Genomic DNA, 12,410 nt, shown 5'->3' on the forward strand with positions numbered 1-12,410 from the left:
ACCTTGTCTCCCTTCCCTCCGCCGTCCCGGAGGGAAGGGGCCCAAGGCCTCCGCACGGCCTCTCGTTCCCGTCCCGTCTCCCCTGATTGGCCTGCCCATGACCGAAACAGTCCCCACGGGGTCGTCGATATCCCAGTCCGCCGACCCCTCCGGCCGGATCGAGCTGGCCCCCGGGGCCTTCCCCGCCGAAAGCCCCTTCGCCAACGAGGACCTGCGCCCCGTACCCGTCTCCGAGCGCAAGTGGACGACGTACAACTTCGCGGCGCTGTGGATCTCCATGGCCCACTGCATCCCCAGCTGGACCCTGGCCTCCGGCCTGGTCGCCCTCGGCATGGACTGGAAGCAGGCCGTCTTCACCATCGCCCTGGCCAACATCATCGTGCTGCTGCCGATGCTGGCCACCGGGCACGCCGGACCCAAGTACGGCATCCCCTTCCCGGTGCTCGCCCGCGCCTCCTTCGGGCTGCGCGGCGCCAACATCCCGGCACTGATCCGCGCGGCCGTCGCCTGCGGCTGGTTCGGCATCCAGACCTGGATCGGCGGGTCCGGCATCTTCGCGCTCGGCTCCAAGCTGACCGGCGGCGAGTGGGAGAAGGCGGGGCAGATCGCGGGCAACCCCTGGCCGCTGTGGCTCTGCTTCATCCTGTTCTGGGCGCTGCAGATAGCGATCATCTACCGGGGTATGGACTTCCTGCGGCACTTCGAGAACTGGGCCGCGCCCTTCGTGATCGTCGGCGCGCTCGTGCTGCTGATCTGGATCGCGGTCAAGGCCGACGGCTTCGGCGCGCTGCTCGACCAGCCGTCCAAGCTCGGCTGGGGCCCCGACTTCTGGCCGGTCTTCTTCCCGTCCCTGATGGGCATGATCGGCTTCTGGGCGACCCTGTCCCTGAACATCCCCGACTTCACCCGCTTCGGCGCCAGCCAGAAGGCGCAGACCTGGGGCCAGGCCCTGGGCCTGCCGACCACGATGACCCTCTTCGCGGTCCTCGCCGTGCTGGTCACCTCGGGCTCCGAGGTGGTCTACGGCGAGGCCATCTGGGACCCGGTCGCGCTCGCCGCCAAGACGGACAGCGCCTTCGGGCTGCTCTTCGCGCTGATCATCGTGCTGGTCGCCACCATCTCCGTGAACATCGCGGCGAACGTGGTCTCCCCGGCGTACGACCTGGCGAACCTCGCCCCGAAGCTCATCAACTTCCGTACGGGCGCGCTCATCACGGGTGTCGTGGGCATCCTGATCTTCCCGTGGAAGCTGATCTCGACGCCCGAGTTCTACATCTTCACCTGGCTCGGCGTCGTCGGCGGTCTGCTCGGCACGGTGGCCGGCATCCTCATCGCCGACTACTGGATCATCCGCCGGACGGTCCTGCACCTCGCGGACCTGTACACGCCCGGCGGGCGCTACTGGTACGCGTCCGGCTGGAACTGGCGGGCCATAGCGGCCTTCGTGGTCGGCGGTGTCCTCGCGGTCGGCGGCTCCTACTCGACCGTCTCCGAGGACGGCGTGGCCTCGGGACCGTTCCCGCACGACGGCATGATCCCGTTCCTCAAGCCGCTGGCCGACTACGGCTGGGCGGTGGGTCTGGGTACGTCGATGCTGCTCTACGTGGCGCTGATGGCCGGGGAGAGGAAGAAGGTGCGGGAACAGGCGGCGAAGGCGACCGTCTGACGACGGCACCGACCGGGGCGGCGGTGGCCGTGCCGGAGGGACCTACCCCTGGCGGGCGCCCTCCAGTACGGCCGCCGCCTCCTTCGCGGCCTTGATGGCACCCTTGTTGATCACATCGGTGCCGGGCGCCTTCTGGGACTCGAAGTCGCTGCCGTTGTAGGTGACGACCACCAGGGCGTTGGACATGCGGACGTACACCACGCCCTCACGGGTCTGCTGCTTGTCCTCGGTCGTGAGGTTCACCACCGAGTAGGCCTCGTCGCCGAGACCCGGGACGGCGCCGCCGCCGTTCTTCTCCGTGGTGCGGGTCCGGTAGGCGCTTTGTGCCTTCTCGTCCGATTGCTGGATCTCGTACGAGACGTCGAGCCAGCGGTAGTCGAAGCCCTTGAGCGCGTTCCACGAGCAGGTGCGGCGCACGGACTCGTTGGTCGACGCGATCTCCTTGCCGGCCGTCTTCGCGCCCGGGACAAGGGATTTGACCGTTTTCGTCGTGACACCGGAGCAGGGCGACGGCGCCTTCGCGTACGTCTTGGTGGCGGTCACCGTCGACGGCGCGGACCCGGAGGTCGAGACGGGATTCGACGCGGTGTCGGGCGTGGAGTCCTTCCCGGCCGGGCTCACGGACAGCGGACCGGACGACATCGCCCAGCCCGCGGTGGCGAGTACGGCGACGGGCAGCAGTCGCGCGGTGAGGGCGAGCGGCAGGGGCAGATCACGCACAGCGCACTTCTCGGGGTCGAGGCGGCGGTACCGCCGGGCGGTGGGATACGTCAGTGTCACATGACTCTCTGTGGGACGAAAGTGCGAACTCTCTCCGTGCATACGTGGTGACAGGGGTGTCCGGTTCAAGAGAGGCCCGCCGTCTTCGTGTCGGCGGCGGAGTCGCGGCCTCCGCGGAGTGTCCGTGTCAGGATCGGGTCCATGATCCCGATACGCGATCGCGGGGCCTCTCGCTCCCGCATGCTCCTCGTGGCGGCGCTGACGCTGGCCGTGGCCGGCTGCGGGCTCTCCGAGGAACTGGACCGCGAGCGCGACCCCGACCGCGCCGGGCCCCCGGCGCCCGCCTCGTCGCCCGCCTCGCCGACCGGCACGGACGCGCCCGAGGAACCGCGGGACCCGGAGCCGACCGGAACCCCGGCCGCCTGCCCGCCCTCCGGGGTGCGCATGACCCCCGGTCCCGTGGAAGCGGCGATGGGCCTGCGGGCGATGGGCGTCACCCTCACCAACTGCGGCACCGAGCCGTACACCCTCAAGGGCTACCCGGCGATCCAGGTGCTCGACGAACACGGCGAGCCCTACGGCGACATACGTGTCCTGCGCGGCTCCCGGCACATCACCACCGGCGTGCCCGACCTCGGTCCGCACCCGGTCACCCTGAAGCCCGGCGAGTCCGCCAGGACCGAACTGGTCTGGCGCAACACGGTCACCGAAGCGGACGTACCCGCCGTCGACGCCCCGACCCTGAGCATCGCCCCCCGGCCGGGCCGGCCGGCCGAGGTCATCGATCCCGGGGGTGGCATCGACCTCGGCACCACGGGCCGCCTCGGCACGACGGCCTGGGCCCAGGTCGCCGGGGCGGGACGTTAACCGGTTGCGGGGCCTCGCGGGCGATCAGCACCCTGGGTGCATGACGCGGTCACAGGACGCCACGCAAACCCAACTCCCGCCCCTGCCAGGGGAGATAATCGCCTACTACGAACGCGGAGGGGAGCACACCCGCCTCAGGGAGGGCGCGGGGCGGCTGGAGTTCTGGCGCACCCAGGACATCCTGCGGCGGCTCCTGCCGGGCGCCCCCGCGCGTGTGCTCGACGTCGGCGGCGGCACGGGGATCCACGCCGAATGGCTGGCCGAGGACGGGCACGAGGTCGAGGTCGTCGATCCCGTACCGATGCACGTGGAACGGTCCGGGCGCCTGCCCGGGGTCATCGCCCGGCTCGGCGACGCCCGGGCGCTGCCCGCCGAGGATGCCGCGTACGACGTCGTGCTGTTCCTCGGACCGCTGTACCACCTGCCCGAACGCCCGGACCGGGTACGGGCGTTGACGGAGGCCGGCCGGGTGGTCCGCCCCGGTGGCGTGGTGGTCGCGGCCACGATCAACCGCTTCGCGGGGCTCAACGACACCCTCAGGCAGGGGAACTACTTCATCCCGGAGCGCCGCGAGCGCACCGACGCCGTGTCGGGCGACGGCAGGCACCGGTGGTCCCCGGCGGAACCGCACTTCACCACCGCCTACTTCGCCGACCCCGCCGACGTCCCCGGCGAGTTCACCGAGGCCGGGCTCGCCCACGAGGGGCAGTACGGCGTCGAGGGGGTCGCCTGGCTGATGGGCGGGGTGGAGGACTGGCTGGACGATCCGGAGCGCCGGGAGGCGGTCCTCGCGGCGACCCGGCGGATCGAGTCGGAGCCGTCACTGCTCGGGGCGAGCGGGCATGTGCTGACGGTGGGGCGACGGCGTCCCTGAGGGGGCGGCGGTCGTGCCCGATGGGCCGGTGGCCGTCCCCGAGGAGGCGTGGTCGGCCCTGAGGGGGCCGGTCGAGGGCTGCGTACGATCATCGGACGTCCGTCGCGCAGCGAGGAGTCCGTCCGTGTTCACCACCCGCCCCACCCTCCAGGGCACCTTCGGCATGGTCTCCTCCACGCACTGGCTCGCCTCCCAGTCGGCGATGGCGGTCCTGGAGGACGGCGGCAACGCGTTCGACGCGGCCGTGGCGGCCGGCTTCGTCCTGCACGTCGTGGAACCCCACCTCAACGGTCCCGCCGGCGAGGTGCCGATCCTCCTCGCGCCGGCGGACGGGGAGGTCCGGGTGCTGTGCGGCCAGGGGGTGGCGCCCGCCGGGGCGACGGCCCGGCACTACCGGGCACTCGGACTCGAACTGGTCCCCGGCACGGGACCGCTGGCCGCCGCCGTGCCGGGCGCGTTCGACGCGTGGATGCTCCTGCTGCGCGACCACGGCACCAAGGACCTGGCCGACGTGCTGAAGTACGCCATCGGGTACGCCGAGCACGGCCACGCGCCCGTGGAGAACGTGGGGGCGACGGTCGAGTCCGTGCGGGACCTCTTCGAGGAGGAGTGGCTGTCGTCGGCGGAGGTGTACCTGCCGGGCGGACGGGCGCCCCGCCCCGGCGAGCTGTTCCGCAACCCGGCACTGGCCGCGACCTGGCGCAGGCTCCTCGCCGAGACCGCGGGGGCGGGGGACCGGCAGGCCCGTATCGAGGCGGCCCGCGAGGTCTGGCGCGCCGGATTCGTCGCCGAGGCCCTCGTCCGCCAGTCCGGGCGGCCCACCCTGGACACCAGCGGCGAACGGCACACCGGGACGCTCACTCTCGCCGACCTCGCCGGCTGGTCCGCGTCCTACGAGGCCCCGGTGACGTACGACTGGAACGGCTGGACCCTGTGCAAGGCGGGTCCCTGGAGCCAGGGCCCGGTCCTGCTCCAGCAACTCGCCCTGCTGCCGCCGGAGCTGCCCGCCCATGGATCCGCCGCGTACATGCACCTCCTCATCGAGGGCTGCAAGCTCGCCATGGCGGACCGGGAGGCCTGGTACGGGGACGCGGCGCCGGTCCCGCTCGACGAGCTGCTGTCCGACGAGTACAACGCCGCGCGGCGGGCGCTCGTCGGTGACTCGGCGTCGTACGAGCTGCTGCCGGGCGCCCCGGGTGGCCGTACGCCGCGACTGAGCGCGCACGCCGGCGTGGTGGCCGGCGACGAAGCGGGCGGCGCTGCCCCGGGGGCCGGTGAGCCCACCGTCGCCAAGGGGCCCCGGTCGCCGGTGCCGGGGGAGCCCGAGGTCGCGGCCGACGGGAGCACCCGGGGCGACACCTGCCACCTCGACATCGTCGACCGCTGGGGCAACATGGTCGCGGCCACGCCCAGCGGCGGCTGGCTGCAGTCCAACCCCGTCGTCCCCGAGCTGGGCTTCCCGCTCGGCACCCGGCTGCAGATGGCCTGGCTGGAGGAGGGGCTGCCCAACTCCCTCACCCCCGGCCGCCGCCCCCGCACCACCCTCACCCCCTCGCTGGCGCTGCGCGACGGCGTGCCGGTGATGGCCTTCGGCACCCCCGGCGGCGATCAGCAGGACCAGTGGCAGCTGCACTTCTTCCTCGCCGTCGCCCTGCGCCCGCCGGTGCGCGGCGGACCCGACCTCCAGGGCGCGATCGACGCCCCGAACTGGCACAACGACAGCTTCCCCGGCTCCTTCTACCCGCGCGGCACGCGCCCCGGCAGTGTCACCGTCGAGTCCCGGACGCCCCCGGAGGTCGTCGAGGAGCTGCGCCGGCGCGGCCACGACCTCGTGATCGGCGAGGCCTGGTCCGAGGGCAGGCTGTGCGCGGTCGCCCGCGACCCCCGCAGCGGGGTGCTGTCGGCGGCGGCCAACCCGCGCGGGATGCAGGGGTACGCGGTCGGGCGCTGAGCGCGGGGCGCGTCGCGGATCCTGCTCGCGGCGGCACCGTCCGCCCCCGGTGTTCACGGCGATTCCCTACCGAATACACCGAGCGGGAGGGGATTGTCAGTGCCACGTGCTGTCATGGAGACATGATCGAAGACACCGAAACCATCGACGAGTTTCTCGCCCGGCACGCCTCGGACGTCGAGGAGGCGATCCGCAAGGCCGCCGCGGCGGAGATCATGCCGCGCTTCCGGCAGCTCGCCGCGCACGAGGTGGACCAGAAGGCCGGCCCGCACGACCTGGTGACCGACGCCGACCGCAAGGCCGAGCTGTATCTGACGGAGGCGCTCTCCGCGCTGCTGCCGGGCTCGGTCGTGGTGGGGGAGGAGGCGGTGCACGCCGACCCCGCGTCGTACGGGGCGCTCCAGGGCGACGCGCCCGTCTGGATCGTCGACCCGGTGGACGGCACCCGCCAGTTCGTCAACGGCGACCCCGGCTTCTGCACCCTCGTCGCCCTGGCCCGGGGCGGTGTCCTGCACGCCTCCTGGACGTACGCCCCCGCCCTGGACCGGATCGCCGTGGCGATCCGCGGCCGGGGTGCCACCGTCGACGGCGTACCCCTGCGCGCCGGTTCGCCCGACCCGGGCCGGGACCTCGACATCGCCACCTCGCACCCGGACTACACCACGCCGGAGCAGAAGCGGGCCCTGCTCGGCCTCTGGACGGACGGCGTGGCGCCGCGTGCCTGCGGTTCGGCGGGGCTGGAGTATCTCGCCGTCGCCGAGGGCCGGCTGGACGCGACCGCGTTCTCCTGGGAGGCCGCCTGGGACCACGCGGCCGGGCTGCTGCTCGTCGAGGAGGCGGGCGGTGCCCACCTCACCCTGGCCGGCGAGCCCTTCCGTATAACCGGCGGCAACGCCCTGCCCTTCACCGCGGCCCGGGACGCGGCCACGGCCCGCCGGGTGGTGGGGCTGCTGGCGGGCGGCGCTTGACGCGACAGGCGGAAGCGCCACCTCCGCCGGTTGGCCGTGGCCGCCTCCCGGGCCCGTCGGTGGCCGGGCATATCCTGAGCGCAGGTCTGTCCGCGGGCGGGGATTGCGTCGGCGGAGTACGGCCATCGGCTGACGAAGGGGTCCGGACGTGCCGTCGATGCTCGACGCGGTGGTGGTGGGGGCGGGGCCGAACGGCCTGACGGCTGCCGTGGAGCTGGCTCGCCGCGGCTTCTCCGTGGCCGTGTTCGAGGCGAAGTCCACCGTGGGCGGGGGCTCCCGCACCGCGGAGCTGACCCTGCCGGGGTTCCGCCACGACCCCTGTGCGGCCGCGCACCCGCTCGGCGTCAACTCTCCCGCGTTCAAGGCGATGCCGCTGCACCGCTACGGCCTGGAGTGGCTGCACGCCGAGCTGCCCATGGCGCACCCCTTCCCCGACGGCTCGGCGGCCGTGCTGTCGCGCTCGGTGGGGGAGACGGCCGCCTCGTTCGGTCCGCGTGACGCCGGCGCGTACCGCAGGCTGGTCGAGCCGTTCCTGCCCAAGTGGGACACGCTCGCCCGGGACTTCATGTCGCTGCCGCTGTCCGCGCTGCCCCGCGACCCGGTCACCCTCGCCCGGTTCGGACTGGCCGGGCTGCCGCCGTCCACCTGGCTGATGCGCCGCTTCAAGGACGAGCGGGCCAAGGCGCTGTTCGCCGGCCTCGTCGCCCATGTCATCGCCCCGCTCGGCGGCCTCGCCACCGGTGCGGTGGGGCTGGTCTTCGCGCTGGCCGCGCACGCCGCGGGCTGGCCGGTCGCCCGGGGCGGCTCGCAGGCCATCGCCGACGCGCTCACCGCCTATCTGAAGGACCTCGGCGGCACCGTCCACACCGACTACGAGGTCAAGCGCCTCGACGACCTGCCGCCCGCGCGCGCGTACGTCTTCGACACCTCGCCCACCGCGCTGGCCCGGATCGCGGGCTTCGGCGGTCACTACGAGCAGTACCGCTACGGTGCGAGCGTCTTCAAGCTCGACTACGCGCTCGACGGCCCCGTGCCGTGGACCGCCGAGGAGGCGCGCCGTGCCGGGACCGTGCAGGTCGGGGCGAGCCGTGCCGAGATCGGCGCGGCGCTCGACGCGGCCTCCCGGCACGGCCGGGCGCCCGACAGGCCGTTCCTGATCACCGTGCAGCCCAGCCTGGTCGACCCGAGCCGGGCCCCCGAGGGCAAGCACGTCTTCTGGGCCTACGGCCATGTGCCCAACGGCTGGACGGGCGATCTGACCGACGCCGTCGAGCGGCAACTGGAGCGGTTCGCCCCGGGGTTCCGCGACCGTGTCCTCGCGCGCGCCACCGCCGGCCCGCCCGAACTCGCCGCGCACAACGCCAACTACGTGGGCGGTGACATCGCCTGCGGCGCGGCTTCCGGACTCCAGTTGCTGCTCCGCCCCAAGCTCTCGCTCGCCCCGTACAGCACCCCGCACCCGGCCGTCTTCCTCTGCTCCTCGGCGACCCCGCCCGGCCCCGGCGTGCACGGCATGTCGGGACACAACGCGGCCAAGGCGGTCTGGCGCAGGCTGCGCCAGGAACGCTGAGACGCGCCCGGCGCGCTGGGCATGTCACGAACGGACAAAGATCTTCACGTTTTCTCCATGTGAATGTTCAAGTCACCTGGGTAAGTTGCCGCCATGAATGATCGGAGTGCGTTACCGGACTCCGGCTCGCGGCCTGCCGTGGGCCTCGCCGACCTCGCACAACTCGTGCGCGCACCCGCCGCCCTGAGCGTTCCGGGCGACGTGCTCGCGGGTGCCGCCGCGGCGGGACACCCGCTCGGTGCGCGGACGTTCGGTGTGATGGGTTCGTCCGTCTGCCTCTACTGGGCCGGCATGGCCCTCAACGACTACGCCGACGCCACGATCGACGCGGTAGAGCGTCCCGAACGCCCCGTCCCGTCGGGCCGGGTCCCGCGCCGCACCGCCCTCGCCGTCGCCGGCGCCCTGACCGCCGGGGGCCTCGCGCTCGCCGCCGCCTCGGGGGGCCGCCGGAGTCTGCTCGGGGCGCTGCCCCTGGCCGGCGCCGTCTGGGCGTACGACCTGAAGCTCAAGTCCACCCCGGCGGGCCCGGCCGCCATGGCCGGCGCACGTGCCCTGGACGTCCTCGCGGGCGCCCTGGCCGCCGGGCGCGGCAGGGAGCGTGCGGCCTCGACCGGTACCGCCCTGCTGCGCGGTGCCGTCCCCGCGGCGCTGATCGGTGCCCACACCTACACGTTGACCGCGCTGAGCCGTCACGAGATCTCGGGCGCCCCCGCCCGGCTGCCGGCCACGACCCTCGCCGCCTCCACGACCACCGCCCTCGCGGCGGCCCTCCCGGCCGTCCGCACGGCCGTCGCCCACCGCGCGGAGCGCGAGGGGACCGCCGACGTGTCACCCTCGGCCGCGGCCCGGGCCGTCGTGGTCACCGCCGGAGCCCTCGCCTACCTCGGCAGCTACGGCACGGCCCAGGCCCGCGCCGTACGGGAGCCGTCGGGCGAGAACGTACGGCGGGCCGTCGGGGCCGGGATCCTCGGTCTGATGCCCCTGCAGGCCGCGCTGACCGCACGGAGCGGAGCCACGGCCGCGGCGGCGGCCCTGGGTGTCGTCCACCCCCTCGCGCGACGGCTCGCGCGACGCATCTCCCCCACCTGAGAAGCACGGACCTCTACGGAGGAAAGCCGACATGACCCCGCCCCCCACCCCCCTCAGATTCGGCTACGGCACCAACGGCTTCACCAACCACCGGCTCGCCGACGCCCTCGCGGTCCTCGCCGACCTCGGCTACGACGGCGTCGCGCTCACCCTCGACCACGGCCACCTCGACCCCTACGCGCCGGACCTGCCCCGACGGGTGGACGCCGTCGCCCGGGACCTGGCCCGGCACGGACTCGACGTGACGGTCGAGACCGGCGCCCCCTATCTCCTGGACCCCTGGGGCAAGCACCACCCGACCCTCATGGCGGACGGGGCCGAGCGCAGGATCGACCTGCTGCGGCGGGCCGTCCGCATCGCCGCCGACCTCGGCTCGCCCACCGTCCACCTGTGCAGCGGCCCCGCGCCGGACGACGGACTGCCGGAGCGGGACGCCTGGAAGCGGCTCGCGGCGGGCGTCGAGACCGTCCTGGACACGGCGGGGGAGTGCGGCGTCTCGCTGGCCTTCGAACCCGAGCCGTACATGTTCGTCGACACCGTGGAACGGTGCCTGGAACTCGCCGAGTTGACCGGCGGACACGAACTGTTCGGGATCACCCTGGACGTGGGGCACGCGCACTGCGTGGAGGACCGGACGGTTCTGGAGTGCGTCCGCCTCGCCGCCCCGCGCCTGCTGAACGTGCAGATCGAGGACATGCGCCGGGGCGTCCACCAGCACCTCGAACTCGGCGCCGGCGAGATCGACTTCCCACCCGTACTCGCCGCCCTCCAGGACCTCGACCACCGTGGACTGGTCTCCGTGGAGATCCAGGGCGGCTCCCTCGACGCCCCCGAAGTGGCCCGTCGCTCACTGGACTTCCTCCGCGCGGCGACGGCCTGACCCCGACCCGGCCCGACGACCACCCCCCTCAAGTCCTCCCACCCCACAAGAGGTCGTTCCGTCATGCTCTCCACCGGACTGCCGAACGCCGCGTCACCCGATCCGGCCGAACCCCCCGACCCCCCCGATCCCCGAACCCTCCTCGCCCGGCACCCGCTGGACGCGGCGGCCCGCGCCTGGCTCGACGAGGCCGTGGCCCGGGTCGCCGACCGGCCCGCCGCGATCCGCGCCCTGTTCCCCGCCGTCCGACGACGCTGCGGCCGCGCCCCGCTGGACGCGCGCCTCACCGTCGACGAGGCCGCCCGCGCCGTGCTGCTCACCGCGCTGCCGCTGGGCGGCCAGCCGCTCGCCGACGAACTGGCGGGTCTCTTCCGCCACGGCGACCCGGCCGAACAGCGGGCCGTCCTGCGCGCCCTGCACCTGTTCACCGACGCCGAGGGCGGCGGCACGGGCCGCGAACCCCTCGGCGACCTCGCCCTGCCGCTCGTCCGCGAGGCGCTGCGCGGCAACGACAGCGGCGTCGTCGAGGCCGCCCTCGGCCCGTACGGAGCCGCGCTCCTTCCCCAGGCCGAGTACCGGCAGGCCGTGCTCAAGTGCGTCTTCCAGGAGATCCCACTGGACCGGATCGCCGGTCTCACCACCCGCGCGGACGCCGAACTCGCCCGCATGCTCGCCGACTTCGCCCACGAGCGGGTCGCCGCCGGACGGGACGTACCGGCGGACATCTGGCCCGTCGTCGTCGCCTTCCCCGCCGCCGGGCGCCCGGCCGGCCGGCTCACCGCCGAGACGCGCGCCGCCGCGCCCGGCCGCCGGGAGGCCGCCGAGCGCGCCCTGCGGGCTCTGAACCGCGCCGCGGCCCACGCCCGGACCACCACCGCCCCCTGAGCACACCGCGTCGTACCGCCCCCTGAGCACACCGCGTCGTACCGCCCACGGAACACCCCGAGACAGAGGTCCGCACGTGCGCATCTTCGACCCCCACATCCACATGACCTCCCGCACCACCGACGACTACGAGGCGATGCACGCGGCCGGAGTGCGCGCCGTCGTCGAGCCGGCCTTCTGGCTCGGCCAGCCCCGCACCTCGCCGGAGAGCTTCTACGACTACTTCGACGCCCTGCTCGGCTGGGAGCCCTACCGGGCCGCCCAGTTCGGCATCCAGCACTTCTGCACGATCGCGCTCAACCCCAAGGAGGCCAATGACCCGCGCTGCCGGCCCGTGCTGGACGAACTGCCGCGCTATCTCGCCAAGGACCGGGTCGTCGCCGTCGGCGAGATCGGCTACGACTCGATGACGCCGGAGGAGGACGAGGCCCTCGCGCTCCAGCTCCGGCTCGCGATCGAGCACGAACTGCCCGTCCTCGTCCACACCCCGCACCGCGACAAGGCCACCGGCACCCGCCGGACCCTGGACGTCGTACGGGAGTCGGGCATCGCCCCCGAACGCGTCGTCCTCGACCACCTCAACGAGCTGACCGTCGGCATGGTGCTCGACAGCGGCTGCTGGGCCGGGTTCTCGGTCTACCCGAGGACCAAGATGAGCGAGGACCGCATGGTGACCATCCTCCAGGAGCACGGCACCGAGCGCGTGCTCGTCAACTCGGCCGCCGACTGGGGCCGTTCGGACCCTCTCAAGACCAGGAGGACCGCCGACGCCATGCTCGCCGCCGGGTTCGACGACGACACCGTGGACCGGGTGCTGTGGCGCAACCCCGTCGCCTTCTACGGGCAGAGCGGCCGGCTGGACCTCGACGAGCCCAAGCCGGACGAGGAGTCGAGCTTCCAGGGCAACTCCGTCCGGCGCGGCGGCGAGTGAGAGGACGGA

At 73.5% G+C, this 12,410-nt stretch carries 11 protein-coding genes; 10 read left to right on the forward strand and 1 reads right to left on the reverse strand.

Annotated features, from left to right (window positions below; all coding sequences use genetic code 11):
* The first annotated feature begins 97 nt into the window (after nucleotides 1-97).
* Nucleotides 98-1,666, forward strand: a complete 1,569-nt coding sequence (locus H4687_RS36520) for an NCS1 family nucleobase:cation symporter-1 (RefSeq protein ID WP_046917569.1) — start codon at nucleotides 98-100, stop codon at nucleotides 1,664-1,666.
* Nucleotides 1,667-1,708: 42 nt separating this feature from the next.
* Here H4687_RS36520 and H4687_RS36525 read toward each other — a convergent pair whose 3' ends face one another.
* The gene (locus tag H4687_RS36525) at nucleotides 1,709-2,386 is read right to left on the reverse strand and encodes a hypothetical protein (protein WP_046917578.1); all 678 of its coding nucleotides are present in this window, start codon (nucleotides 2,384-2,386) and stop codon (nucleotides 1,709-1,711) included.
* 201 nt (nucleotides 2,387-2,587) lie between these two features.
* Between H4687_RS36525 and H4687_RS36530 the strand changes: the two genes are divergently transcribed.
* From H4687_RS36530 to H4687_RS36570, 9 genes are all read left to right on the forward strand, one after another.
* Nucleotides 2,588-3,253 (forward strand): DUF4232 domain-containing protein, encoded by a 666-nt coding sequence (locus H4687_RS36530; RefSeq protein ID WP_225966936.1) that lies wholly within the window; start codon nucleotides 2,588-2,590, stop codon nucleotides 3,251-3,253.
* A gap of 40 nt (nucleotides 3,254-3,293) precedes the next feature.
* Nucleotides 3,294-4,127, forward strand: coding sequence for a class I SAM-dependent methyltransferase (locus H4687_RS36535; protein ID WP_046917567.1), 834 nt, complete (start codon nucleotides 3,294-3,296; stop codon nucleotides 4,125-4,127).
* A gap of 124 nt (nucleotides 4,128-4,251) precedes the next feature.
* Complete coding sequence (locus tag H4687_RS36540) at nucleotides 4,252-6,078, forward strand: gamma-glutamyltransferase family protein (protein ID WP_050399343.1); 1,827 nt, start codon at nucleotides 4,252-4,254, stop codon at nucleotides 6,076-6,078.
* A gap of 122 nt (nucleotides 6,079-6,200) precedes the next feature.
* Nucleotides 6,201-7,046, forward strand: coding sequence for an inositol monophosphatase family protein (locus H4687_RS36545; RefSeq protein ID WP_050399344.1), 846 nt, complete (start codon nucleotides 6,201-6,203; stop codon nucleotides 7,044-7,046).
* Between the two features lie 157 nt (nucleotides 7,047-7,203).
* A complete protein-coding gene (locus H4687_RS36550) occupies nucleotides 7,204-8,616 on the forward strand; it encodes a phytoene desaturase family protein (RefSeq protein WP_046919278.1) in 1,413 nt (470 codons plus the stop codon).
* Nucleotides 8,617-8,709: 93 nt separating this feature from the next.
* Nucleotides 8,710-9,705, forward strand: coding sequence for an SCO3242 family prenyltransferase (locus H4687_RS36555; protein ID WP_179859979.1), 996 nt, complete (start codon nucleotides 8,710-8,712; stop codon nucleotides 9,703-9,705).
* A gap of 31 nt (nucleotides 9,706-9,736) precedes the next feature.
* The gene (locus H4687_RS36560; protein ID WP_046919273.1) at nucleotides 9,737-10,585 is read left to right on the forward strand and encodes a sugar phosphate isomerase/epimerase family protein; all 849 of its coding nucleotides are present in this window, start codon (nucleotides 9,737-9,739) and stop codon (nucleotides 10,583-10,585) included.
* A gap of 63 nt (nucleotides 10,586-10,648) precedes the next feature.
* Complete coding sequence (locus H4687_RS36565; protein WP_046919274.1) at nucleotides 10,649-11,470, forward strand: EboA domain-containing protein; 822 nt, start codon at nucleotides 10,649-10,651, stop codon at nucleotides 11,468-11,470.
* A gap of 76 nt (nucleotides 11,471-11,546) precedes the next feature.
* On the forward strand, nucleotides 11,547-12,401 hold the full coding sequence (locus H4687_RS36570) for a TatD family hydrolase (protein WP_046919275.1): 855 nt from the start codon (nucleotides 11,547-11,549) through the stop codon (nucleotides 12,399-12,401).
* Nucleotides 12,402-12,410 lie beyond the last annotated feature (9 nt).

The sequence above is a fragment of the Streptomyces stelliscabiei genome (assembly GCF_014873495.1).
Classification (GTDB): domain Bacteria; phylum Actinomycetota; class Actinomycetes; order Streptomycetales; family Streptomycetaceae; genus Streptomyces; species Streptomyces bottropensis.

Bases quoted from the DNA above. Each gene is read 5' to 3' on its own strand.
- H4687_RS36560 (WP_046919273.1), top strand. From the start codon at position 9,737: ATGACCCCGCCCCCCACCCCCCTCAGATTCGGCTACGGCACCAACGGC.
- H4687_RS36545 (WP_050399344.1), top strand. From the start codon at position 6,201: ATGATCGAAGACACCGAAACCATCGACGAGTTTCTCGCCCGGCACGCC.
- H4687_RS36565 (WP_046919274.1), top strand. From the start codon at position 10,649: ATGCTCTCCACCGGACTGCCGAACGCCGCGTCACCCGATCCGGCCGAA.
- H4687_RS36550 (WP_046919278.1), top strand. From the start codon at position 7,204: ATGCTCGACGCGGTGGTGGTGGGGGCGGGGCCGAACGGCCTGACGGCT.
- H4687_RS36535 (WP_046917567.1), top strand. From the start codon at position 3,294: ATGACGCGGTCACAGGACGCCACGCAAACCCAACTCCCGCCCCTGCCA.
- H4687_RS36520 (WP_046917569.1), top strand. From the start codon at position 98: ATGACCGAAACAGTCCCCACGGGGTCGTCGATATCCCAGTCCGCCGAC.
- H4687_RS36530 (WP_225966936.1), top strand. From the start codon at position 2,588: ATGATCCCGATACGCGATCGCGGGGCCTCTCGCTCCCGCATGCTCCTC.
- H4687_RS36555 (WP_179859979.1), top strand. From the start codon at position 8,710: ATGAATGATCGGAGTGCGTTACCGGACTCCGGCTCGCGGCCTGCCGTG.